At 56.0% G+C, this 21,504-nt stretch carries 30 protein-coding genes; 2 read left to right on the top strand and 28 right to left on the bottom strand.

Features of this window, described 5'->3' with window-relative positions; translation table 11 throughout:
- Positions 1 to 98: 98 nt before the first annotated feature.
- Positions 99 to 2,303, top strand: coding sequence for an OsmC domain/YcaO domain-containing protein (locus DFS28_RS20420; protein WP_111451225.1), 2,205 nt, complete (start codon positions 99 to 101; stop codon positions 2,301 to 2,303).
- Between the two features lie 65 nt (positions 2,304 to 2,368).
- Here DFS28_RS20420 and DFS28_RS20425 read toward each other — a convergent pair whose 3' ends face one another.
- Both DFS28_RS20425 and DFS28_RS20430 read right to left on the bottom strand, forming a co-directional pair.
- Positions 2,369 to 2,899 (bottom strand): single-stranded DNA-binding protein, encoded by a 531-nt coding sequence (locus DFS28_RS20425; RefSeq protein ID WP_008145505.1) that lies wholly within the window; start codon positions 2,897 to 2,899, stop codon positions 2,369 to 2,371.
- A 9-nt stretch (positions 2,900 to 2,908) separates the two neighbouring features.
- A complete protein-coding gene (locus tag DFS28_RS20430) occupies positions 2,909 to 4,306 on the bottom strand; it encodes an MFS transporter (RefSeq protein WP_008145504.1) in 1,398 nt (465 codons plus the stop codon).
- A 191-nt stretch (positions 4,307 to 4,497) separates the two neighbouring features.
- Between DFS28_RS20430 and uvrA the strand changes: the two genes are divergently transcribed.
- Positions 4,498 to 7,332 (top strand): excinuclease ABC subunit UvrA, encoded by a 2,835-nt coding sequence (gene uvrA / locus DFS28_RS20435; RefSeq protein ID WP_111451226.1) that lies wholly within the window; start codon positions 4,498 to 4,500, stop codon positions 7,330 to 7,332.
- A gap of 140 nt (positions 7,333 to 7,472) precedes the next feature.
- Here the strand turns inward: uvrA and bfr are convergent, their stop codons facing one another.
- From bfr to rplB, 26 genes are all read right to left on the bottom strand, one after another.
- Positions 7,473 to 7,937, bottom strand: a complete 465-nt coding sequence (gene bfr, locus DFS28_RS20440; protein ID WP_076029558.1) for a bacterioferritin — start codon at positions 7,935 to 7,937, stop codon at positions 7,473 to 7,475.
- A gap of 149 nt (positions 7,938 to 8,086) precedes the next feature.
- On the bottom strand, positions 8,087 to 9,541 hold the full coding sequence (locus DFS28_RS20445; protein ID WP_111451227.1) for a catalase: 1,455 nt from the start codon (positions 9,539 to 9,541) through the stop codon (positions 8,087 to 8,089).
- 209 nt (positions 9,542 to 9,750) lie between these two features.
- Positions 9,751 to 10,137: a 50S ribosomal protein L17 gene (gene rplQ, locus DFS28_RS20450; RefSeq protein ID WP_008145500.1), complete on the bottom strand. Its 387-nt coding sequence runs from the start codon at positions 10,135 to 10,137 to the stop codon at positions 9,751 to 9,753.
- A gap of 42 nt (positions 10,138 to 10,179) precedes the next feature.
- Positions 10,180 to 11,181: a DNA-directed RNA polymerase subunit alpha gene (rpoA, locus tag DFS28_RS20455; RefSeq protein ID WP_003186012.1), complete on the bottom strand. Its 1,002-nt coding sequence runs from the start codon at positions 11,179 to 11,181 to the stop codon at positions 10,180 to 10,182.
- Between the two features lie 22 nt (positions 11,182 to 11,203).
- Positions 11,204 to 11,824, bottom strand: a complete 621-nt coding sequence (gene rpsD / locus DFS28_RS20460) for a 30S ribosomal protein S4 (protein WP_003210056.1) — start codon at positions 11,822 to 11,824, stop codon at positions 11,204 to 11,206.
- Between the two features lie 18 nt (positions 11,825 to 11,842).
- Positions 11,843 to 12,232 carry a 30S ribosomal protein S11 gene (gene rpsK / locus DFS28_RS20465; RefSeq protein WP_002555466.1) on the bottom strand — a complete coding sequence of 130 codons (390 nt, stop codon included), beginning with the start codon at positions 12,230 to 12,232 and terminating at the stop codon, positions 11,843 to 11,845.
- 30 nt (positions 12,233 to 12,262) lie between these two features.
- Positions 12,263 to 12,619, bottom strand: a complete 357-nt coding sequence (gene rpsM / locus DFS28_RS20470; RefSeq protein ID WP_003186020.1) for a 30S ribosomal protein S13 — start codon at positions 12,617 to 12,619, stop codon at positions 12,263 to 12,265.
- 130 nt (positions 12,620 to 12,749) lie between these two features.
- On the bottom strand, positions 12,750 to 12,866 hold the full coding sequence (rpmJ, locus tag DFS28_RS20475; RefSeq protein WP_002555468.1) for a 50S ribosomal protein L36: 117 nt from the start codon (positions 12,864 to 12,866) through the stop codon (positions 12,750 to 12,752).
- Positions 12,867 to 12,893: 27 nt separating this feature from the next.
- The gene (secY, locus tag DFS28_RS20480; RefSeq protein WP_003228718.1) at positions 12,894 to 14,222 is read right to left on the bottom strand and encodes a preprotein translocase subunit SecY; all 1,329 of its coding nucleotides are present in this window, start codon (positions 14,220 to 14,222) and stop codon (positions 12,894 to 12,896) included.
- Positions 14,223 to 14,660, bottom strand: a complete 438-nt coding sequence (gene rplO / locus DFS28_RS20485) for a 50S ribosomal protein L15 (protein WP_007896782.1) — start codon at positions 14,658 to 14,660, stop codon at positions 14,223 to 14,225.
- Between the two features lie 3 nt (positions 14,661 to 14,663).
- Complete coding sequence (gene rpmD / locus DFS28_RS20490; RefSeq protein ID WP_003186033.1) at positions 14,664 to 14,840, bottom strand: 50S ribosomal protein L30; 177 nt, start codon at positions 14,838 to 14,840, stop codon at positions 14,664 to 14,666.
- A gap of 2 nt (positions 14,841 to 14,842) precedes the next feature.
- Positions 14,843 to 15,343, bottom strand: coding sequence for a 30S ribosomal protein S5 (gene rpsE / locus DFS28_RS20495; RefSeq protein ID WP_007943782.1), 501 nt, complete (start codon positions 15,341 to 15,343; stop codon positions 14,843 to 14,845).
- A gap of 3 nt (positions 15,344 to 15,346) precedes the next feature.
- A complete protein-coding gene (gene rplR, locus DFS28_RS20500; RefSeq protein ID WP_003186037.1) occupies positions 15,347 to 15,697 on the bottom strand; it encodes a 50S ribosomal protein L18 in 351 nt (116 codons plus the stop codon).
- Positions 15,698 to 15,707: 10 nt separating this feature from the next.
- Positions 15,708 to 16,241: a 50S ribosomal protein L6 gene (gene rplF / locus DFS28_RS20505; protein ID WP_007896774.1), complete on the bottom strand. Its 534-nt coding sequence runs from the start codon at positions 16,239 to 16,241 to the stop codon at positions 15,708 to 15,710.
- A 12-nt stretch (positions 16,242 to 16,253) separates the two neighbouring features.
- A complete protein-coding gene (gene rpsH / locus DFS28_RS20510; RefSeq protein ID WP_003186040.1) occupies positions 16,254 to 16,646 on the bottom strand; it encodes a 30S ribosomal protein S8 in 393 nt (130 codons plus the stop codon).
- Between the two features lie 209 nt (positions 16,647 to 16,855).
- The gene (gene rpsN / locus DFS28_RS20515) at positions 16,856 to 17,161 is read right to left on the bottom strand and encodes a 30S ribosomal protein S14 (protein ID WP_003176414.1); all 306 of its coding nucleotides are present in this window, start codon (positions 17,159 to 17,161) and stop codon (positions 16,856 to 16,858) included.
- Between the two features lie 13 nt (positions 17,162 to 17,174).
- Entirely contained in the window at positions 17,175 to 17,714 is a 540-nt protein-coding gene (gene rplE / locus DFS28_RS20520) for a 50S ribosomal protein L5 (RefSeq protein WP_003176415.1), read from the bottom strand.
- Between the two features lie 20 nt (positions 17,715 to 17,734).
- Positions 17,735 to 18,049, bottom strand: a complete 315-nt coding sequence (gene rplX / locus DFS28_RS20525) for a 50S ribosomal protein L24 (RefSeq protein WP_008145498.1) — start codon at positions 18,047 to 18,049, stop codon at positions 17,735 to 17,737.
- An 11-nt stretch (positions 18,050 to 18,060) separates the two neighbouring features.
- Positions 18,061 to 18,429 carry a 50S ribosomal protein L14 gene (rplN, locus tag DFS28_RS20530; protein ID WP_002555479.1) on the bottom strand — a complete coding sequence of 123 codons (369 nt, stop codon included), beginning with the start codon at positions 18,427 to 18,429 and terminating at the stop codon, positions 18,061 to 18,063.
- 23 nt (positions 18,430 to 18,452) lie between these two features.
- Entirely contained in the window at positions 18,453 to 18,719 is a 267-nt protein-coding gene (gene rpsQ / locus DFS28_RS20535) for a 30S ribosomal protein S17 (RefSeq protein WP_003176419.1), read from the bottom strand.
- Positions 18,720 to 18,721: 2 nt separating this feature from the next.
- Positions 18,722 to 18,913: a 50S ribosomal protein L29 gene (rpmC, locus tag DFS28_RS20540; RefSeq protein ID WP_002555481.1), complete on the bottom strand. Its 192-nt coding sequence runs from the start codon at positions 18,911 to 18,913 to the stop codon at positions 18,722 to 18,724.
- Complete coding sequence (gene rplP, locus DFS28_RS20545; RefSeq protein ID WP_008145497.1) at positions 18,913 to 19,326, bottom strand: 50S ribosomal protein L16; 414 nt, start codon at positions 19,324 to 19,326, stop codon at positions 18,913 to 18,915. Before rplP ends, rpmC begins: the two co-directional genes overlap by 1 nt.
- Before the next feature lie 12 nt (positions 19,327 to 19,338).
- Positions 19,339 to 20,025 (bottom strand): 30S ribosomal protein S3, encoded by a 687-nt coding sequence (gene rpsC, locus DFS28_RS20550; RefSeq protein ID WP_003176422.1) that lies wholly within the window; start codon positions 20,023 to 20,025, stop codon positions 19,339 to 19,341.
- 13 nt (positions 20,026 to 20,038) lie between these two features.
- Positions 20,039 to 20,371 (bottom strand): 50S ribosomal protein L22, encoded by a 333-nt coding sequence (rplV, locus tag DFS28_RS20555; RefSeq protein ID WP_003103908.1) that lies wholly within the window; start codon positions 20,369 to 20,371, stop codon positions 20,039 to 20,041.
- Positions 20,372 to 20,384: 13 nt separating this feature from the next.
- A complete protein-coding gene (gene rpsS / locus DFS28_RS20560; protein ID WP_002555486.1) occupies positions 20,385 to 20,660 on the bottom strand; it encodes a 30S ribosomal protein S19 in 276 nt (91 codons plus the stop codon).
- A 16-nt stretch (positions 20,661 to 20,676) separates the two neighbouring features.
- A complete protein-coding gene (rplB, locus tag DFS28_RS20565; RefSeq protein ID WP_003176423.1) occupies positions 20,677 to 21,501 on the bottom strand; it encodes a 50S ribosomal protein L2 in 825 nt (274 codons plus the stop codon).
- Positions 21,502 to 21,504: the final 3 nt, after the last annotated feature.

Raw genomic sequence — 21,504 nt, forward strand, 5'->3', positions numbered from 1 at the left:
GGCGCGTGCGCACGTGACTGGCCTTTTTTCTGAGACTTACGGCCGAAAAGCCGGATAATGGCGGCCAAATCGTCTAGCCGTTATTCTGGTAATCCCCCATGGAAATCAAGGTCAACTTTCTCGACAACCTTCGACTTGAAGCCAAGTTCGACGACTTCACGGTGGTGGCCGATCAACCTATCCGCTACAAAGGCGATGGCTCGGCACCGGGTCCGTTCGACTACTTCCTGGCGTCGTCGGCGTTGTGTGCGGCGTATTTCGTGAAGTTGTACTGCGACACTCGCAGCATCCCCACCGAAAACATCCGCTTGTCGCAGAACAACATTGTTGACCCGGAAAACCGCTACAACCAGATTTTCAAGATCCAGGTCGAGCTACCGGCAGACATCTCCGACAAGGACCGCCAGGGCATCCTGCGTTCCATCGACCGTTGCACCGTGAAAAAAGTGGTGCAAGCCGGGCCTGAGTTTGTGATCGAAGAAGTGGAAAACCTCGACGCCGATGCCCAGGCGTTGCTGATGCCTGCGTCTAATTCAGAGGCGCACACCTATATCGCCGGCAAGGATCTGCCGCTGGAGCAAACCATCGCCAACATGTCGGCCATTCTGGCGGACCTGGGCATGAAGATTGAAATCGCCTCGTGGCGCAATATCGTGCCCAACGTGTGGTCGCTGCATATCCGCGACGCGCACTCACCGATGTGCTTTACCAACGGCAAGGGTGCGACCAAGGAAGGCGCGCTGGCATCGGCGTTGGGCGAGTTTATCGAGCGACTCAACTGCAACTTCTTCTACAACGACCAGTTCTGGGGCGAAGACATCGCCAACGCTGCGTTTGTGCATTACCCGAACGAGCGCTGGTTCAAGCCTGGCCGCAAAGATGAACTGCCAAGTGAAATTCTCGACGAGTACTGCCTGAAGATTTACAACCGCGACGGCGAGTTGCGTGGTTCCCACCTGATCGACACCAACTCGGGCAATGAAGAGCGCGGCATCTGCTCGTTGCCGTACGTGCGCCAGTCGGACGGCGAGGTGGTGTACTTCCCGTCCAACCTGATTGAAAACCTGTTCCTGAGCAACGGCATGAGTGCCGGTAACACACTGGCCGAAGCCCAGGTGCAGTGCCTGTCGGAGATCTTCGAGCGCGCGGTAAAGCGCGAAATCATCGAAGGCGAATTCGCCCTCCCGGATGTGCCGGCCAGCGTGCTGGCGAAGTACCCCGCCATACTGGCCGGTATTCAGGCGCTGGAAGAGCAGGGATTCCCCGTGTTGGTGAAGGATGCGTCCCTGGGGGGTGAATTCCCGGTGATGTGCGTCACGTTGATGAACCCGCGTACCGGCGGTGTGTTCGCCTCGTTCGGCGCGCACCCGAGCCTGGAAGTGGCGCTGGAACGCAGCCTGACCGAATTGTTGCAGGGCCGCAGCTTCGAAGGCCTCAACGACCTGCCCCAGCCGACGTTTGAAGGCCATGCGGTGACCGAGCCGAACAACTTCGTCGAGCACTTTATCGACTCCAGCGGCGTGGTGTCGTGGCGCTTCTTCAGTGCCAAATCGGATTACGAATTCGTGGAGTGGGACTTCTCCGGCCAGGGTGAAAACTCGAATACCGAGGAAGCCGCGACCTTGTTCGGCATTCTCGAAGGCATGGGCAAGGAAGTGTACATGGCGGTCTACGAGCATATCGGCGCCAAGGCGTGCCGCATCCTGGTGCCGGACTATTCGGAAATCTATCCTGCGGACGATCTGATCTGGGACAACACCAACAAAGCGCTGTTCTTCCGCGCCGATATCCTCAACCTGCATCGCCTGGACGAAGAAGAACTGCAATCGCTGGTTGAGCGTCTGGTGGAAAGTGAGCTGGACGACTACACCGACATCACCAGCCTGATCGGCATCGAATTTGACGACAATACGGCGTGGGGCCAGCTGACGATTCTTGAGTTGAAGCTGCTGATCTATCTCGCCTTGCAGCAATATGAAGAGGCGAAAGAGGCGGTAGAAATGTTCCTGCAGTACAACGACAACACGGTTGAGCGTGGTTTGTTCTACCAGGCGGTCAATGTGGTGTTGGAGATGAAGCTGGACGAAGACCTGGAACTGGAAGACTACGAGGCCAACTTCCGTCGGATGTTTGGCAACGAGCGCACGGATGCCGCGATCGGATCGGTGGACGGCAGCGTGCGTTTCCATGGCTTGACGCCGACCAGCTTGAAACTGGAGGGGCTCGACAGGCACCTGCGGTTGATCGAAAGCTACAAGAAACTGCACTCGGCACGGGCCAATGTGACCGCGTTATCCAGTTAATAGCGCCAACAAAAAAGCGAAGCCAGGTGGCTTCGCTTTTTTGTTACTGACTGGATAGCTGCTTTTTAGAACGGAATATCGTCATCAAAGCTGTCGAAATCCGGAGCCGGTTGCGGAGCAGCCTGCTGTGGAGCCGGAGCCTGACGCGATTGTTGCGGTGCTGCCGACTGCTGCGGACGCGGAGCCTGTTGGCGTGGGGCTGGAGCGGACTGCTGGTAGTTATTGCCCCCGCCTTGTTGGTCGCCCTGCTGTGGACGGCCGCCCAACAGCTGCATGGTGCCTTGCATGTCGACCACGATTTCAGTGGTGTAACGCTTGATACCGTCTTTTTCCCACTCGCGGGTCTGCAGCTTGCCTTCGATGTAGACTTGCGAACCTTTACGCAGGTACTCGCCGGCGATTTCGGCCACTTTGCCGAACATCGACACACGGTGCCATTCGGTCTTCTCGACCTTCTGACCGGTTTGCTTGTCGGTCCACTGTTCGCTGGTCGCCAGACTCAGGTTGGTCACGGCGTTACCGTTAGGCAAGTAGCGAACTTCGGGATCCTGGCCGCAAGTGCCGACCAATATGACTTTGTTAACCCCACGGGCCATAACGTTCTCCTAGGCTACGCACGCTGCCCCGGCCGGGTTGTTCACCAGGCGTTCAAGGGTGGTGCGATCCAATAGTTCTGTGTCCAATTTGATGTAAATCGCCGCTTCATCAGCAACGATCACCGCATCTGTTACCCCTACGACGGCCTTCAGGCGCTCAACCAGACCCGCTTCGCGGATCGCCTCGGGCGACAACGGCAAGCGCAGGCTCGTGACATAAGGTGGTTCGCGCATGGTAACAGCAAAGGCCAGCCAGAGGGCAGCCAGGCCGGCGCATCCAAGGAATACAACCGACAAACCGCCATGCTGGAACAGCCAACCGCCGAGGATGCCACCAAGCGCCGAGCCAAGGAACTGGCTGGTGGAATAAACCCCCATCGCCGTGCCTTTGCCGCCTGCCGGTGAAACCTTGCTGATCAGCGATGGTAGAGAAGCTTCCAGCAAGTTGAACGCGGTAAAGAACACCACCGTTCCGATCACCAGAGCTCGCAAGCTATCGCCGAACTGCCAGAAGAATAGCTCAGTGAGCATCAGCGTCGTGACGGAACCGAGTAAAACTCGTTTCATTTTGCGTTTCTTCTCGCCGTAGATAATGAACGGGATCATGGCGAAGAAGGAAATCAGCAGCGCGGTCAGGTACACCCACCAGTGCTGCTCTTTGGGCAGCCCGGCTTTTTCGACCAGCGCCAACGGCAACGCAACGAAGCTCGACATCAACATCGCGTGCAACACAAAAATGCCCAGGTCCAGACGCAGCAGGTCCGGGTGCTTGAGCGTCGGTATCAGCGCCTGGCGCGCAACACCGGACTCGCGGTGCTGCAACGGCCCGGTCGAGCGCGGCACCATGAACATCACGATCACGATGCCGAACAGCGCCATGCCGCCCGTGGCGAGGAACAACCCGGACAGGCCGAAGGCGCGGGTCAGCAACGGTCCTACAACCATCGCGACAGCGAACGACAGACCGATCGTCATGCCGATCATGGCCATGGCTTTGGTCCGATGCTGTTCACGGGTCAGGTCTGACAGCAACGCCATCACCGCCGCGGAAATCGCCCCGGCGCCTTGCAGGATTCGTCCGGCGATCACGCCCCAGATCGAATCCGCATTGGCCGCCAGCACGCTACCGAGGGCGAAGACGATCAGCCCCAGGTAAATCACCGGACGACGGCCGATGCGGTCGGAAATGAAGCCGAAAGGAATCTGGAAGATCGCCTGGGTCAGGCCGTAAGCGCCAATCGCCAGCCCGATGAGGGCCGGGGTCGCTCCTGCCAGATCCATCCCATAGGTCGCCAGAACCGGCAACACCATGAACATGCCAAGCATACGGAAGGCGAACACCAGGGCCAGACCGCTTGCCGCGCGGGTCTCACTGCCACTCATGCGTTCGCTGTGGGGATCGTGCATGGAAAAACCTCATGTGAACCGGCGGCGATTCTACCAGTCCCATCGATTGACGGGGTATATCGCGACGCTTTGACGCGCTCTGCTGACAGACTCTTCATGTAAGGCTGCAACCCGCTCATTCGATAGTGTGCATCCATCCAGTATTTGGCCGTATACTCCTACGTTTTCGACGCCCGCCGAGCGAGGCCACTTTGGACAAGATCCTGATTCGTGGGGCCCGAACCCACAACCTGAAGAACATCGACCTGACCCTGCCACGGGACAAACTGATCGTCATCACCGGCCTGTCCGGATCCGGCAAATCGTCCCTGGCGTTCGACACGCTATACGCCGAAGGCCAGCGCCGCTACGTCGAATCGTTGTCGGCGTACGCCCGGCAATTTTTGTCGATGATGGAAAAACCTGACGTCGACACCATCGAAGGATTGTCGCCAGCCATTTCCATCGAACAGAAGTCGACCTCGCACAACCCGCGTTCGACGGTCGGCACCATCACCGAAATCTACGACTACCTGCGCCTGCTGTATGCCCGCGTGGGTATTCCTCGTTGCCCGGATCACGACATTCCGCTGGAAGCGCAGACCGTCAGCCAAATGGTCGACCTGGTTCTCGCCCAACCGGAGGGCAGCAAACTGATGCTGCTGGCCCCGGTGATCCGCGAGCGTAAAGGCGAACACCTTTCGGTCTTCGAAGAACTGCGCGCCCAGGGCTTTGTGCGAGCCCGGGTCAACGGCAGGCTCTGTGAGCTGGACGAATTGCCGAAGCTGGATAAGCAGAAGAAGCACTCGATCGATGTGGTGGTCGACCGCTTCAAGGTCCGCGCCGACCTGCAACAGCGCCTGGCCGAATCGTTCGAAACCGCGCTGAAGCTGGCGGACGGCATCGCCCTGGTCGCGCCGATGGACGACGAGCCCGGCGAAGAAATCATCTTTTCCGCGCGCTTCGCCTGCCCGATCTGCGGTCATGCCATCAGCGAGCTGGAACCCAAGCTGTTCTCCTTCAACAACCCGGCTGGCGCTTGCCCGACTTGCGATGGCCTGGGCGTTAAGCAGTTCTTCGACATCAAGCGATTGGTCAATGGCGAACTGACGCTCGCAGAAGGCGCGATTCGTGGCTGGGACCGGCGCAACGTCTATTACTTCCAGATGCTCGGCTCGTTGGCTTCGCACTACAAGTTCAGCCTGGAAGTGCCGTTCAACGAACTGCCCGCCGATCAGCAGAAGTTCATCCTGCACGGCAGCGGGTCGCAGAACGTTGACTTCAAATACCTGAACGACCGTGGTGACATCGTCAAACGTTCGCACCCGTTCGAAGGCATCGTGCCGAACCTGGAACGCCGCTACCGCGAAACCGAGTCCGCCTCGGTGCGTGAAGAGCTGGCCAAGTTCCTCAGCACCCAGCCTTGCCCGGATTGCCGCGGTACTCGCCTGCGTCGTGAGGCGCGGCATGTGTGGGTGGGCGAGAAGACGCTGCCGGCGGTGACTAATCTGCCGATTGGCGATGCCTGTGACTACTTCGGCGTGCTGAAGCTCACTGGCCGTCGCGGTGAAATTGCCGACAAGATTCTCAAGGAAATTCGCGAGCGACTGCAGTTCCTGGTCAACGTTGGCCTGGACTACTTGTCGCTGGATCGCAGTGCCGACACATTGTCCGGTGGTGAAGCGCAGCGTATCCGTCTGGCCAGCCAGATCGGCGCAGGCCTGGTGGGCGTTCTGTACATTCTCGACGAACCGTCAATTGGTTTGCACCAGCGGGACAACGATCGGCTGCTCGGCACCCTCAAGCACCTGCGGGACATCGGCAACACGGTAATCGTGGTCGAGCACGACGAAGATGCGATTCGCCTGGCTGACTACGTGGTGGATATCGGTCCGGGCGCAGGTGTACACGGCGGGCACATTGTCGCCGAAGGGACGCCAGCCGAAGTCATGGCTCATCCAGATTCACTGACCGGCAAATACTTGTCGGGCCGGGTGAAGATTGCAGTCCCGGCCAAACGCACGCCGCGTAACAAGAAGTTGTCGCTGTCCCTCAAGGGCGCCCGCGGCAACAACTTGCGCGATGTCGATCTGGACATTCCAATCGGCCTGCTGACCTGTGTAACCGGCGTGTCCGGTTCGGGCAAGTCGACGCTGATCAACAACACCCTGTTCCCGCTTAGCGCTACGGCATTGAACGGTGCGACGACGCTCGAAGCGGCCGCTCACGACAGCATCAAAGGCCTGGAGCATCTGGACAAGGTTGTCGACATCGACCAGAGCCCGATCGGTCGAACGCCACGCTCCAACCCGGCGACCTACACCGGGTTGTTCACACCGATTCGCGAACTGTTCGCCGGTGTGCCGGAGTCCCGCTCCCGCGGTTATGGTCCTGGACGCTTCTCCTTCAACGTGAAGGGCGGACGTTGCGAAGCGTGTCAGGGCGATGGCCTGATCAAGGTGGAAATGCACTTCCTGCCGGACATCTATGTCCCGTGCGACGTCTGCAAGAGCAAGCGCTACAACCGCGAAACCCTGGAGATCAAGTACAAGGGCAAGAACATCCACGAAACCCTCGAGATGACGATCGAGGAAGCGCGGGTGTTCTTCGACGCAGTTCCGGCCCTGGCGCGCAAGCTTCAGACGCTGATGGATGTCGGCCTGTCGTACATCAAGCTCGGGCAATCAGCGACCACGCTGTCAGGTGGCGAAGCCCAGCGGGTGAAGCTGTCCCGTGAACTGTCCAAGCGCGATACCGGCAAGACGCTGTACATCCTCGATGAGCCGACGACAGGCCTGCACTTCGCGGATATTCAGCAGCTGCTCGACGTTTTGCATCGATTGCGCGACCACGGCAACACTGTGGTGGTGATCGAACATAACCTTGATGTCATCAAAACCGCTGACTGGTTGGTGGACCTCGGGCCGGAAGGCGGTTCCAAGGGTGGACAGATCATTGCCGTCGGCACGCCGGAAGAAGTGTCCGAGATGAAACAGTCGCACACCGGCTTCTATCTCAAACCGCTGCTGGCTCGCGACAAGGCTTGAATCAGGCCCACGAAAAAGCCCCTGTCACTTCATCAGTGACAGGGGCTTTTTTGTGTCTTGTGTCTGTAGGAGCAAAGCTTGCTCGCGATAACGATTTCGAGGACGCCATCGCAGGCAAGCCGTGCTCCTACAAAGCAGAATCAGAACTGCGATTGCAGGTAATTCTCCAGACCGATCAACTTGATCAGACCCATCTGCTTTTCAAGCCAGTAGGTATGGTCTTCTTCGGTGTCATGCAATTGAACCCGCAGCATCTCGCGGCTGACATAGTCCTTGTGCTGCTCGCAGAGCTCGATGCCCTTGCAGAGCGCGGCGCGGACCTTGTATTCCAGACGCAGGTCAGCGGCGAGCATGTCTGGCACAGTGGTGCCCACATCAAGGTCGTCCGGACGCATGCGTGGCGTGCCTTCGAGCATCAGAATTCGACGCATCAGGGCATCAGCGTGCCCGGCTTCTTCTTCCATTTCGTGGTTGATACGTTCGTAGAGCTTGGTGAAACCCCAGTCCTCATACATCCGCGAATGGACGAAATATTGATCACGCGCCGCCAGTTCGCCGGTCAGCAACGTGTTGAGGTAATCGATTACGTCTGGGTGGCCTTGCATCGCCCTACATCTCCCTGCTTGAAAGTCTGTAGTCTGAACCAAGCAGACTGTTTGGTCACTCTGCCTGCGCGATAAAAGCAAAGATATTCTGAGAAAATTGGTTTAAATAACGCAAAAACCGCCCTAATGAGGGCGGTTCTGCTTCTCGTTTAGACTTCGTTAAGCTGTACGCCCAACGCCGTTGCGATTGCTTCTCCGTACGCCGGATCGGCCTTGAAGAAGTGCTGTAGTTGACGATCAACCACGTCACCGGAAACGCCCGCCATGGCACCAGCAATGTTGTTGATCAGCAGCGTTTTCTGCGCATCGCTCATCAGACGGAACAGTGCACCCGCGTGGCTGTAGTAATCAGTATCTTCGCGATGATCGTAACGATCCGCCGCACCACTCAGCACCAGCGCTGGCTCGGCATAGCGAGGCGCTTGTTTCGGCGATTCGATGTAGCTGTTCGGCTCGTAGTTAGGTGTCGCACCGCCATTGCTGCCAAACGCCATCGAACCGTCCCGCTGGTAGCTGTTCACCGGACTGCGAGGTGCGTTCACCGGCAGCTGCTGGTGGTTGGTGCCAATGCGGTAGCGGTGAGCATCGGCGTAAGCGAACACTCGACCTTGCAGCATGCGGTCAGGCGACAAACCGACACCTGGGACCATGTTGCTCGGCCCGAACGCCGCTTGCTCGACCTCAGCAAAATAGTTCTGCGGGTTGCGGTTAAGCTCCAACTCGCCCACTTCGATCAGCGGAAACTCTTTTTGCGACCAGGTCTTGGTCACGTCAAACGGGTTCTCGTAGTGCGCTGCGGCCTGAGCCTCGGTCATGATCTGGATGCACACGCGCCATTTCGGAAAATCACCGCGCTCGATCGCGCCGAACAGATCACGCTGGGCGTAATCCGGATCGGTACCCGCCAGGCGTGCTGCTTCTGCTGGCGCCAGGTTTTTAATCCCTTGCTTGGTCTTGTAGTGCCATTTCACCCAGTGACGTTCGCCATTGGCGTTAATCAGGCTGTAGGTGTGGCTGCCAAAGCCGTGCATGTGACGGTAGCCATCGGGGATGCCACGGTCCGAGAACAGAATGGTGACCTGGTGCAACGCCTCAGGTGAGTGCGACCAGAAGTCCCACATCATTTGTGCGCTTTTCAGATTGCTTTGAGGCAGACGTTTTTGGGTGTGAATAAAGTCCGGGAATTTCAAAGGATCGCGGATGAAGAACACTGGCGTGTTGTTACCGACGATGTCCCAGTTGCCTTCTTCGGTGTAGAACTTCAGCGCGAAACCACGGGGATCGCGTTCGGTGTCGGCCGAACCACGCTCACCACCAACGGTGGAAAATCGCAGGAAGGTTGGGGTTTGCTTGCCGACAGACTCAAACAGTTTGGCGCTGGTGTACTCGGTGATGTCCCGAGTGACGGTGAACGTGCCGTAAGCACCCGAACCTTTGGCGTGTACGCGGCGCTCAGGAATGTTTTCACGGTTGAAGTGGGCAAGCTTCTCGATCAGGTGAAAGTCGTCGAGCAGCAGTGGGCCACGAGGACCGGCGGAACGAGAATTCTGGTTATCAGCGACAGGAGCGCCACTGGCGGTGGTAAGGGTTTTATTTGGGCTCATGCGATATCTTCCTTTGTCAGTCTTTCCTACTGCCGGCTAATCGGCTGAGAGGGAGTATTGACCATCAACATGCCACCATCAAATTCATTAAATCATGAGAATCGATAGATAAATACTAATGAAGCTTTATCGCCTGGGCTTTTTGATACTTTTCGAGCGCGCACAAAAAACCGGGCACTAGGCCCGGTTCTTCGTTTCAGACTGACGTCTTACTCAGCGGATACAGCTTCACCACCGGCAGGACGATCAACCAACTCGACGTACGCCATAGGCGCGTTGTCGCCAGTGCGGAAGCCGCACTTGAGGATGCGCAGGTAGCCACCCTCACGGGTAGCGTAACGCTTGCCCAGGTCGTTGAAGAGCTTACCAACGATAGCTTTCGAACGAGTACGGTCGAAAGCCAGACGGCGGTTAGCCAGGCTGTCTGTCTTGGCCAAAGTGATCAGCGGCTCAGCAACGCGACGCAGTTCTTTAGCTTTCGGCAGTGTAGTTTTGATCAGCTCGTGCTCGAACAGCGACACTGCCATGTTTTGAAACATGGCCTTGCGGTGCGAGCTAGTGCGGCTCAGGTGACGACCACTTTTACGATGACGCATGGTTCATTCCTTACCAAACACAACGTTCGGTGATTACGACGATCAGGCAGTCGCCTTGTCGTCCTTCTTAAGACTTGCAGGCGGCCAGTTGTCGAGGCGCATGCCGAGGGACAGACCGCGGGAGGCCAGAACGTCCTTGATTTCAGTCAAGGATTTCTTGCCAAGGTTCGGAGTCTTCAACAGCTCTACTTCGGTACGCTGAATCAGGTCACCGATGTAGTAGATGTTTTCCGCCTTAAGGCAGTTAGCCGAACGTACAGTCAGTTCCAGATCGTCAACCGGGCGAAGCAGGATCGGATCGATCTCGTCTTCCTGCTCGACAACCACTGGCTCACTGTCACCTTTGAGGTCGACGAACGCAGCCAACTGCTGTTGCAGAATGGTTGCAGCGCGGCGAATAGCCTCTTCAGGATCCAGAGTACCGTTGGTTTCCAGATCAATAACCAGCTTGTCCAGGTTAGTACGCTGTTCGACACGGGCGTTTTCCACCACGTATGCGATACGGCGAACCGGGCTGAACGAAGAGTCAAGCTGCAAGCGACCGATGCTGCGGCTTTCGTCTTCATCGCTCTGACGCGAGTCTGCCGGTTCATAACCACGACCACGAGCTACGGTGAGCTTCATGTTCAGGGCGCCGTTAGACGCCAGGTTAGCGATTACGTGATCGGGGTTAACGATCTCGACATCATGATCCAGCTGAATATCGGCAGCGGTAACCACCCCCGAACCCTTCTTCGACAAGGTCAGCGTAACTTCGTCACGGCCGTGCAGCTTGATAGCCAGACCTTTAAGGTTCAACAGGATTTCAATTACGTCTTCCTGTACACCTTCGATGGCGCTGTACTCATGGAGCACACCGTCAATCTCGGCCTCGACTACTGCGCAGCCGGGCATTGAGGACAACAGGATGCGGCGCAGCGCGTTGCCCAGGGTGTGGCCAAAACCACGCTCGAGAGGCTCGAGAGTGATCTTGGCGCGGGTTGGACTGACAACCTGCACATCAATATGGCGGGGTGTCAGGAACTCATTTACCGAAATCTGCATGGATGCACCTATTTTCTAGCCCTTACTTGGAGTAGAGCTCGACAATCAGGCTTTCGTTGATGTCGGCGGACAGATCACTGCGAGCTGGAACGTTCTTGAAAACGCCCGACTTCTTCTCAGTGTCTACTTCTACCCATTCTACGCGGCCACGTTGGGCACACAGATCGAGAGCTTGGACAATGCGAAGTTGGTTCTTTGCTTTCTCGCGAATCGCGACCACGTCACCAGCACGAACCTGGTACGACGGCACGTTTACGGTCTGACCGTTAACGCTTACGGATTTGTGCGATACCAGCTGACGGGATTCGGCACGAGTAGAGCCAAAACCCATACGGTATACAACGTTGTCCAGACGGCATTCGAGCAGTTGCAACAGGTTTTCGCCAGTTGCACCTTTCTTGCCAGCAGCTTCTTTGTAGTAGCCGCTGAATTGACGCTCGAGAACGCCGTAGATACGACGGACCTTCTGCTTTTCACGCAGTTGGGTGCCGTAATCGGACTGGCGACCGCGGCGTTGGCCGTGGATACCAGGTGCTGCTTCAATGTTGCACTTCGATTCGATCGCGCGCACGCCGCTCTTCAAGAAGAGATCGGTGCCTTCGCGACGAGCGAGTTTGCATTTTGGACCAATGTAACGAGCCATTCTTTACAATCTCCTGGATTACACGCGGCGCTTCTTCGGCGGACGGCACCCGTTGTGCGGGATTGGCGTCACGTCGGTGATGCTGGCGATCTTGTAGCCACAGCCGTTCAAAGCGCGGACTGCAGATTCACGACCTGGGCCTGGACCTTTGACGTTGACGTCGAGGTTTTTCAGGCCGTATTCCAGCGCAGCTTGACCAGCACGTTCAGCAGCTACTTGAGCAGCAAACGGGGTGGACTTGCGGGAACCGCGGAAACCCGAACCACCGGAGGTAGCCCAGGAAAGAGCGTTACCTTGACGGTCGGTGATGGTCACGATTGTGTTGTTAAAAGACGCGTGGATGTGGGCGATGCCATCAACCACTGTCTTTTTGACTTTTTTACGAGGACGAGCAGCAGGTTTAGCCATGATTAATTTCCTGTCGATTCGCTGGGGCGATTACTTGCGGATCGGCTTACGCGGACCTTTACGGGTACGCGCGTTAGTCTTGGTACGCTGACCGCGTACTGGAAGACCACGACGATGACGCAGACCGCGATAGCAACCGAGGTCCATCAAACGCTTGATTTTCATGTTGATTTCGCGACGCAGGTCACCTTCAGTGGTGAACTTCGCCACTTCGCCACGCAGCTGTTCAATCTGCTCGTCGCTCAGATCTTTGATCTTTGCGGCTGGGTTTACCCCAGTCACTGCACAGATCTTCTGTGCAGTAGTGCGACCAACACCATAGATGTAGGTCAGCGAGATAACAGTATGCTTGTTATCTGGAATGTTAACGCCTGCAATACGGGCCATTCAGTGGGACTCCAATTGACAGCTACCTACGCCCCGGAAGCCAAGAAATAGGGCGCGAGATAATATCGCTGTAATAACAAATAATCAACCCGGTAGCGCACTAGCTACCGGGCTTGAAGCACAATCACACTCAGCCTTGGCGCTGTTTGTGACGCGGTTCCGCGCTGCAAATTACTCGAACAACACCTTCGCGGCGAATAATCTTGCAGTTACGGCACAGCTTTTTCACCGATGCACGAACTTTCATCACCAACTCCTCGAACCTTATGGGTACTCAGCGCAACATGCCGCTGCCGTAACCCTTCAGGTTGGCTTTCTTCATCAGGGATTCGTACTGGTGCGAAACGAGGTGCGATTGTACTTGGGACATGAAGTCCATCACAACCACGACGACGATCAGCAACGAGGTCCCGCCAAGGTAGAACGGTACGTTTGCTGCAACCACCAGGAACTGGGGCAGCAAGCACACGGCCGTCATGTAAAGAGCACCGAACATGGTCAAGCGAGTCAGAACGCCATCAATGTAGCGCGCAGACTGCTCACCTGGACGGATGCCCGGAATAAAGGCACCGGACTTCTTCAGGTTTTCCGCTACGTCTTTCGGATTGAACATCAACGCCGTATAGAAGAAGCAGAAGAAAATAATCCCTGCACTAAACAGCAGAATATTCAACGGCTGACCAGGAGCGATCGACTGCGAGATGTCCTGCAACCAGCCCATACCTTCAGACTGACCGAACCAGGCACCCAACGAAGCCGGGAACAGCAAAATGCTGCTCGCGAAAATGGCCGGAATAACACCGGCCATGTTCACCTTCAGCGGCAAGTGGCTAGTCTGCGCAGCAAAGACCTTGCGGCCCTGCTGACGCTTGGCGTAGTGAACAGCAATACGACGCTGACCACGCTCAATGAACACCACGAAACCGATAATCGCTACTGCCAGCAAACCGATGGCAACCAGGGCGAAGATGTTGATATCACCCTGACGCGCAGACTCGAAAGACTGCCCGATCGCTCTCGGAAGACCGGCGACGATACCCGAAAAAATCAACATCGAGATACCGTTGCCAACACCACGCTCAGTAATCTGCTCACCCAGCCACATCATGAACATCGCACCAGCCACAAAAGTGGATACCGCGACGAAATGGAAGCCAAAGTCACCAGTGAACGCAACGCCCTGCCCCGCCAGACCAATGGACATGCCAATTGCCTGAACGAGAGCGAGAACGACAGTGCCGTAGCGGGTGTACTGGCTGATCTTGCGACGGCCAGCTTCACCTTCCTTCTTCAACTGTTCCAGCTGCGGGCTCACGGCGGTCATCAGCTGCATGATGATCGATGCCGAAATGTACGGCATGATCCCCAGTGCAAAGATGCTCATCCGTTCCAGCGCGCCGCCGGAAAACATGTTGAACAAGCTAAGAATGGTCCCCTCATTCTGTCGAAACAGGTCCGCGAGTCGGTCCGGGTTGATACCTGGAACCGGGATGTGTGCGCCTATTCGGTAGACGATAATCGCCAGGAACAGAAAACGCAGACGAGCCCAGAGTTCAGACATACCGCCTTTGCCGAGCGCAGAGAGAGCACCTTGCTTAGCCATTTATTCCTCGAACTTGCCGCCAGCTGCTTCGATAGCCGCACGCGCACCTTTGGTGGCGCCGATTCCCTTTCCGATGGTGACAGCGCGAGTAACTTCGCCGGACAGCATGATTTTCACACGCTGAACGTTGACGTTGATCACGTTGGCATCTTTCAAGGACTGCACGGTGACGATGTCGCCTTCCACTTTAGCCAGCTCGGACAAACGCACTTCTGCGCGATCCATGGCTTTCAGGGAAACAAAACCGAATTTCGGCAGGCGACGATGCAGCGGCTGTTGACCGCCTTCAAAGCCTGGAGCAATGGTGCCACCGGAGCGGGAGGACTGACCTTTGTGGCCACGGCCACCGGTCTTGCCCAAACCACTACCGATACCACGGCCCGGACGATGCTTTTCGCGACGGGAACCCGGCGCTGGACTCAGATCATTGAGTTTCATCGATTAACCCTCGACACGCAGCATGTAGTAAGCCTTGTTGATCATCCCGCGATTCTCGGGAGTATCAAGTACTTCTACAGTGTGACCGATGCGACGCAGACCCAGACCCTTAACGCACAATTTGTGGTTAGGGATGCGGCCGGTCATGCTTTTGATCAGCGTAACTTTTACGGTAGCCATGATCAGAAGATCTCCTTGACGCTTTTGCCACGCTTGGCGGCAATGGATTCAGGAGACTGCATAGCTTTCAAACCTTTGAAAGTGGCGTGAACCACGTTTACCGGGTTAGTCGAGCCGTAGCACTTGGCCAGAACGTTCTGAACGCCAGCAACCTCGAGGACAGCACGCATAGCGCCGCCAGCGATGATACCGGTACCTTCAGAAGCAGGCTGCATGTACACCTTCGAAGCGCCGTGACCGGACTTCATTGCGTACTGCAGAGTGGTGCCGTTCAGATCAACTTGGATCATGTTGCGGCGAGCAGCTTCCATTGCCTTCTGGATCGCAGCAGGCACTTCACGCGACTTGCCACGGCCGAAGCCAACACGCCCTTTACCATCACCAACCACGGTCAACGCGGTGAAAGTGAAGATACGGCCGCCTTTAACGGTTTTGGCTACGCGGTTAACTTGAACCAGCTTCTCGATGTAGCCTTCGTCGCGCTTTTGGTCGTTATTTGACATAACTTAGAACTCCAGCCCAGCTTCACGAGCAGCATCAGCCAGCGCCTTGACGCGGCCGTGGTACTTGAAGCCAGAGCGGTCGAAAGCCACCTGCGAGACGCCAGCGGCTTTAGCACGCGTAGCGACCAGCTGGCCAACCTTAGTGGCCGCGTCGATGTTGCCAGTGGCGCCATCACGCAGTTCTTTATCCAAAGTCGAGGCAGATGCCAGGACTTTGTTGCCGTCGGCCGAAATGACCTGGGCGTAAATGTGCTGCGACGAGCGGAACACGCAGAGACGCACGACTTCTAGTTCGTGCATTTTCAGGCGTGCTTTGCGAGCGCGACGCAGTCGAGTAACTTTTTTGTCGGTCATTTGCTATGCCCTACTTCTTCTTGGCTTCTTTACGACGGACGACTTCGTCCGCGTAGCGCACACCTTTGCCTTTGTACGGCTCTGGTGGACGGAAGTCGCGGATCTCGGCGGCCACTTGACCTACCAGCTGCTTATCGATACCCCGGATCAGGATGTCGGTTTGGCTAGGAGTCTCAGCGGTGATGCCTTCCGGCAGTTCATAATCCACTGGGTGCGAGAAGCCAAGAGCCAGGTTCAGCACTGTGCCTTTTGCTTGCGCTTTGTAACCAACACCGACCAGCTGGAGCTTGCGCTCGAAGCCTTGGCTTACGCCTTGGACCATGTTGTTTACCAACGCACGAGTGGTACCAGCCATTGCGCGAGTTTGTTGATCGCCATTGCGAGCAGCGAAACGCAGCTCACCAGCTTCTTCAACGATCTCAACGGACGAATGGATGTTCAGTTCGAGAGTGCCCTTGGCACCCTTCACCGAAAGCTGTTGGCCTGCGAATTTGACTTCGACACCGGCTGGCAGCTTAACGGGGTTCTTAGCGACGCGTGACATGCTTATCCCCCCTTAGAACACAGTGCAAAGAACTTCGCCGCCGACACCGGCAGCGCGCGCAGCACGATCCGTCATCACACCTTTGTTGGTGGAGACGATAGACACACCGAGACCGCCACGAACTTTTGGCAGATCATCGACGGACTTGTACTGACGCAGGCCTGGACGGCTAACGCGCTTCACTTCTTCGATGACCGGACGGCCTTCGAAGTATTTCAGCTCGATAGACAGCAGTGGTTTGATTTCGCTGCTGATCTGATAACCCGCAATGTAACCTTCGTCCTTCAGGACTTTGGCAACAGCTACCTTCAAAGTAGAAGATGGCATGCTTACGACGGACTTTTCAGCCATCTGGGCATTACGGATTCGAGTTAGCATGTCCGCTAACGGGTCCTGCATACTCATGGGCTAGACGCTCCTAATACAAAAAAATTAGCCTTGCGGCTACTACTTGTCGCCGAGCTCATCCATGCGGAAAAAGCACGGGCTCAGGCGAGCCGGGTATTCTAGACACACCCCACAAATGAATCAAGCCCCAAAAGGGGCTTGATTCAAGTTCAAGGCCACCGGCGGTCAGGATCTTGCGATCCCGAACACCGAGACTTTGAAAGTGCTTACCAGCTGGCTTTAACCAGACCAGGTACGTCACCACGCATTGCAGCTTCACGCAGTTTGTTACGGCCAAGGCCGAACTTGCGGTAAACGCCGTGTGGACGACCGGTCAGGCGGCAGCGGTTACGCATGCGCGAGGCGCTTGCGTCACGTGGCTGCTTCTGCAGAGCTACTGTAGCTTCCCAACGCGCTTCTGGACTTGCGTTCAGATCAACGATGATAGCTTTCAGTGCTGCACGCTTTTTGGCGTACTTGGCAACCGTGAGCTGACGCTTCAGCTCGCGGTTTTTCATGCTCATCTTGGCCATTTTCCTACTCCAATCAGTTGCGGAACGGGAATTTGAAAGCACGCAACAGGGCGCGACCTTCATCATCGTTCTTGGCAGTGGTGGTCAGGGTAATGTCCAGACCGCGGAGAGCATCGATCTTGTCGTAGTCGATTTCCGGGAAGATGATCTGCTCTTTAACGCCCATGCTGTAGTTACCACGACCATCGAAGGACTTGGCATTCAGGCCGCGGAAGTCGCGAACCCGAGGCAGGGAGATCGACAGCAGACGATCCAGGAACTCGTACATACGCTCACGGCGCAAGGTCACTTTGACGCCGATCGGCCAACCTTCACGGACTTTAAAGCCAGCGATGGATTTCCGAGCGTAGGTCACAACGACTTTCTGGCCGGTGATCTTTTCCAGGTCGGCAACAGCGTGCTCGATGACTTTTTTGTCACCGACCGCTTCGCCCAGACCCATGTTCAGGGTGATTTTTGTAACGCGTGGAACTTCCATCACGTTCGAAAGCTTAAGTTCTTCCTTAAGCTTCGGTGCGATTTCCTTCCAGTAAATCTCTTTTAGTCGTGCCATGGTCTTCTACCTAGCAGTGTTCAAGCATCAACCGCTTTTTGGGTCGACTTGAAGACACGAATTTTCTTGCCGTCTTCTACTTTGAAACCAACGCGGTCAGCCTTGTTGGTTTCGCCGTTGAAAATGGCGACGTTAGAAGCGTCCAGTGGAGCTTCTTTTTCGACGATACCGCCTTGTACGCCCGACGCCGGGTTAGGCTTGGTATGACGCTTAACCAGGTTCAGACCACCAATAACCAGACGGTTATTAGCGAGAACCTTAAGCACCTTACCGCGCTTACCTTTGTCTTTGCCGGCGATCACGATGATCTCGTCGTCACGACGAATCTTTTGCATGTCGGATCTCCTTACAGCACTTCTGGGGCGAGCGAGACGATCTTCATGAACTTCTCAGTACGAAGTTCACGGGTCACTGGCCCAAAGATACGGGTGCCGATCGGCTCTTGCTTGTTGTTCAGAAGAACAGCAGCGTTGCCATCAAAGCGGATAATGGAGCCATCAGCACGACGTACGCCGTGACGAGTGCGGACTACAACAGCAGTCATCACTTGGCCTTTTTTCACTTTACCGCGAGGAATTGCTTCCTTCACGGTAACTTTGATGATGTCACCGATACCAGCGTAACGACGATGGGAGCCACCCAGCACCTTGATGCACATAACACGGCGAGCGCCACTGTTATCGGCCACATCGAGCATGGATTGAGTCTGAATCATATAATTTCTCCGACCCCTAGTCCTTAGACTTCCACAGCGCGTTCGAGAACATCAACCAATGCCCAAGACTTGGTCTTGGCCAGCGGACGAGTTTCACGAATAGTGACTTTGTCGCCGATGTGGCACTGATTGGTTTCGTCGTGCGCGTGCAGCTTAGTCGAACGCTTAACGTATTTACCGTAGATCGGGTGCTTAACGCGACGCTCGATCAGAACGGTGATGGTTTTGTCCATCTTGTCGCTGACAACACGGCCAGTCAGCGTACGGACAGTTTTTTCGGCTTCAGCCATGATTACTTACCTGCCTGCTGGTTAAGCACAGTCTTCACGCGAGCGATGTCACGTTTAACTTGCGAGAGCAGATGAGACTGCCCCAACTGGCCAGTTGCTTTCTGCATACGCAGATTGAACTGGTCGCGCAGCAGGCCGAGCAGTTGCTCGTTCAGCTGCTGTGCGGATTTTTCACGAAGTTCATTCGCTTTCATCACATCACCGTCCGTTTAACAAAGGCGGTGGCGAGCGGCAGCTTTGCAGCAGCCAGGGCAAAAGCCTCACGCGCCAGCTCTTCAGTAACACCCTCGATTTCATACAGGACTTTGCCTGGCTGAATCTGGGCAACCCAGTACTCCACACTACCCTTACCTTTACCCATCCGAACTTCGAGTGGCTTTTTGGAAATAGGCTTGTCCGGGAATACACGGATCCAGATCTTGCCGCCACGTTTAACGTGACGGGTCAGAGCACGACGCGCTGACTCGATCTGACGAGCGGTGAGACGACCACGAGCTACAGACTTCAGCGCGAACTCGCCGAAGCTGACTTTGCTACCGCGCTGAGCCAGACCACGGTTGTGGCCTGTCATCTGCTTGCGGAACTTCGTACGCTTTGGTTGCAACATTTGGCGTACCCCTTACTTAGCAGCTTTTTTACGAGGCGCTGGTGCTTGTGGCTTCAGTTCTTCTTGGCGACCACCAATTACTTCGCCTTTGAAGATCCAAACCTTTACACCGATCACACCATAAGTGGTGTGAGCTTCGTAGTTGGCATAGTCGATGTCGGCACGCAGGGTGTGCAGTGGCACACGACCTTCGCGATACCATTCAGTACGTGCGATTTCAGCACCGCCGAGACGACCGCTCACTTGGATTTTGATGCCTTTGGCACCAATGCGCATGGCGTTCTGTACAGCGCGCTTCATAGCGCGACGGAACATTACGCGACGCTCCAGCTGCTGAGCTACGCTCTGCGCAACCAACATACCGTCGAGCTCCGGCTTGCGGATTTCTTCGATATTGATGTGCACAGGCACACCCATTTGTTTGGTCAGGTCCTGACGCAGTTTCTCAACATCTTCACCTTTCTTCCCGATAACGATACCTGGACGAGCGGTGTGGATGGTGATACGTGCAGTTTGAGCCGGACGATGGATATCGATACGGCTTACGGACGCGCTTTTTAGTTTGTCTTGGAGATACTCACGCACCTTCAGATCAGCGAACAAATAGTCCGCATAAGTCCGACCGTCTGCGTACCAGACGGAGGTGTGCTCCTTGACGATTCCCAGGCGAATGCCAATGGGATGTACTTTCTGACCCATCTCTTCGACTCCGTTACTTGTCAGCAACCTTGACAGTGATATGGCAAGACCGCTTGACGATGCGATCAGCACGGCCTTTGGCACGTGGCATGATTCGCTTCAGCGAACGCCCTTCGTTGACGAAAACGGTGCTGACTTTAAGGTCATCAACGTCTGCGCCTTCGTTATGCTCGGCGTTGGCTACGGCCGACTCCAGCACTTTCTTCATGATCTCGGCGGCTTTCTTACTGCTGAAAGCCAACAGGTTGAGCGCTTCGCCCACCTTCTTCCCGCGGATCTGGTCGGCGACCAAGCGGGCTTTCTGGGCGGAGATTCGAGCGCCCGACAACTTAGCGGCTACTTCCATCGTTCCTTACCCCTTAACGCTTGGCTTTCTTGTCTGCCACGTGCCCACGATATGTGCGGGTACCGGCAAACTCGCCCAGTTTGTGGCCGACCATGTCTTCGTTCACGAGAACTGGAACATGTTGACGACCGTTATGAACTGCAATGGTCAAACCGACCATTTGTGGCAGGATCATCGAACGACGCGACCAGGTTTTAACTGGTTTGCGATCGTTCTTTTCCGCCGCCACTTCGATCTTCTTCAGTAGGTGAAGATCAATAAAAGGACCTTTTTTCAGAGAACGTGGCACTGTCGTATCCCTCTATTTACTTGCGACGACGGACGATCATTTTGTCGGTACGCTTATTACCACGAGTCTTCGCGCCCTTAGTCGGGAAGCCCCATGGCGATACCGGATGACGACCACCAGAGGTACGACCTTCACCACCACCATGTGGGTGGTCAACCGGGTTCATGGCAACACCACGAACGGTTGGGCGAACGCCACGCCAGCGTTTGGCACCAGCTTTACCCAGCGAACGCAGGCTGTGCTCGGAGTTCGAGACTTCACCCAGGGTCGCGCGGCATTCAGCCAGCACTTTACGCATCTCACCAGAACGCAGACGCAGGGTCACGTAGACACCTTCACGAGCGATCAGCTGAGCCGAAGCACCAGCGGAACGAGCGATTTGCGCGCCTTTACCTGGCTTCAATTCGATGCCGTGTACGGTGCTACCAACTGGAATGTTACGCAGTTGCAGAGCGTTGCCCGGCTTGATCGGTGCCAAGGCACCTGCGATCAGCTGGTCACCAGCACTCACGCCTTTAGGGGCGATGATGTAGCGACGCTCGCCATCTGCGTACAGCAGCAGAGCGATGTGAGCAGTACGGTTTGGATCGTATTCAATACGCTCGACAGTGGCAGAGATGCCATCTTTGTCGTTGCGACGGAAATCGACCAGACGATAATGCTGCTTATGGCCACCACCGATGTGACGAGTGGTAATACGACCATTGTTGTTACGACCACCAGTCTTCGATTTTTTCTCGAGCAGCGGTGCGTGAGGAGCGCCTTTATGCAGCTCCTGGTTGACCACCTTGACCACAAAACGGCGGCCAGGGGAAGTCGGTTTGCATTTAACGATTGCCATGAT

The sequence above is a fragment of the Pseudomonas sp. 478 genome, from assembly GCF_003254125.1.
In the GTDB taxonomy this organism is placed as follows: domain Bacteria; phylum Pseudomonadota; class Gammaproteobacteria; order Pseudomonadales; family Pseudomonadaceae; genus Aquipseudomonas.

Excerpts from the sequence above, each read along its gene's own strand:
- rpsD (WP_003210056.1), bottom strand. The coding sequence starts at position 11,824 with ATGGCTCGTTACATTGGTCCAAAATGCAAACTCGCTCGTCGCGAAGGC.
- DFS28_RS20420 (WP_111451225.1), top strand. The coding sequence starts at position 99 with ATGGAAATCAAGGTCAACTTTCTCGACAACCTTCGACTTGAAGCCAAG.
- rpsN (WP_003176414.1), bottom strand. The coding sequence starts at position 17,161 with ATGGCCAAGATGAGCATGAAAAACCGCGAGCTGAAGCGTCAGCTCACG.
- DFS28_RS20425 (WP_008145505.1), bottom strand. The coding sequence starts at position 2,899 with ATGGCCCGTGGGGTTAACAAAGTCATATTGGTCGGCACTTGCGGCCAG.
- secY (WP_003228718.1), bottom strand. The coding sequence starts at position 14,222 with ATGGCTAAGCAAGGTGCTCTCTCTGCGCTCGGCAAAGGCGGTATGTCT.
- rpmJ (WP_002555468.1), bottom strand. The coding sequence starts at position 12,866 with ATGAAAGTTCGTGCATCGGTGAAAAAGCTGTGCCGTAACTGCAAGATT.
- bfr (WP_076029558.1), bottom strand. The coding sequence starts at position 7,937 with ATGCAAGGCCACCCAGACGTAATCGATTACCTCAACACGTTGCTGACC.
- rpmC (WP_002555481.1), bottom strand. The coding sequence starts at position 18,913 with ATGAAAGCGAATGAACTTCGTGAAAAATCCGCACAGCAGCTGAACGAG.
- rpsM (WP_003186020.1), bottom strand. The coding sequence starts at position 12,619 with ATGGCCCGTATTGCAGGCGTTAACATTCCAGATAACAAGCATACTGTT.
- rplE (WP_003176415.1), bottom strand. The coding sequence starts at position 17,714 with ATGGCACGACTAAAAGAGATTTACTGGAAGGAAATCGCACCGAAGCTT.
- DFS28_RS20430 (WP_008145504.1), bottom strand. The coding sequence starts at position 4,306 with ATGCACGATCCCCACAGCGAACGCATGAGTGGCAGTGAGACCCGCGCG.
- rplR (WP_003186037.1), bottom strand. The coding sequence starts at position 15,697 with ATGACCGACAAAAAAGTTACTCGACTGCGTCGCGCTCGCAAAGCACGC.
- rplQ (WP_008145500.1), bottom strand. The coding sequence starts at position 10,137 with ATGCGTCATCGTAAAAGTGGTCGTCACCTGAGCCGCACTAGCTCGCAC.
- rpsE (WP_007943782.1), bottom strand. The coding sequence starts at position 15,343 with ATGTCAAATAACGACCAAAAGCGCGACGAAGGCTACATCGAGAAGCTG.
- rplN (WP_002555479.1), bottom strand. The coding sequence starts at position 18,429 with ATGATTCAGACTCAATCCATGCTCGATGTGGCCGATAACAGTGGCGCT.
- rplX (WP_008145498.1), bottom strand. The coding sequence starts at position 18,049 with ATGCAAAAGATTCGTCGTGACGACGAGATCATCGTGATCGCCGGCAAA.
- rpsQ (WP_003176419.1), bottom strand. The coding sequence starts at position 18,719 with ATGGCTGAAGCCGAAAAAACTGTCCGTACGCTGACTGGCCGTGTTGTC.
- DFS28_RS20445 (WP_111451227.1), bottom strand. The coding sequence starts at position 9,541 with ATGAGCCCAAATAAAACCCTTACCACCGCCAGTGGCGCTCCTGTCGCT.
- rplB (WP_003176423.1), bottom strand. The coding sequence starts at position 21,501 with ATGGCAATCGTTAAATGCAAACCGACTTCCCCTGGCCGCCGTTTTGTG.
- rpmD (WP_003186033.1), bottom strand. The coding sequence starts at position 14,840 with ATGGCTACCGTAAAAGTTACGCTGATCAAAAGCATGACCGGCCGCATC.
- rpsC (WP_003176422.1), bottom strand. The coding sequence starts at position 20,025 with ATGGGTCAGAAAGTACATCCCATTGGCATTCGCCTGGGAATCGTCAAG.
- rpsH (WP_003186040.1), bottom strand. The coding sequence starts at position 16,646 with ATGAGTATGCAGGACCCGTTAGCGGACATGCTAACTCGAATCCGTAAT.
- rplP (WP_008145497.1), bottom strand. The coding sequence starts at position 19,326 with ATGTTGCAACCAAAGCGTACGAAGTTCCGCAAGCAGATGACAGGCCAC.
- rpsK (WP_002555466.1), bottom strand. The coding sequence starts at position 12,232 with ATGGCTAAACCTGCTGCTCGTCCTCGTAAAAAAGTCAAAAAGACAGTG.
- rplV (WP_003103908.1), bottom strand. The coding sequence starts at position 20,371 with ATGGAAGTAGCCGCTAAGTTGTCGGGCGCTCGAATCTCCGCCCAGAAA.
- rpoA (WP_003186012.1), bottom strand. The coding sequence starts at position 11,181 with ATGCAGATTTCGGTAAATGAGTTCCTGACACCCCGCCATATTGATGTG.
- rplO (WP_007896782.1), bottom strand. The coding sequence starts at position 14,660 with ATGAAACTCAATGATCTGAGTCCAGCGCCGGGTTCCCGTCGCGAAAAG.
- rplF (WP_007896774.1), bottom strand. The coding sequence starts at position 16,241 with ATGTCACGCGTCGCTAAGAACCCCGTTAAGCTGCCAGCCGGTGTCGAA.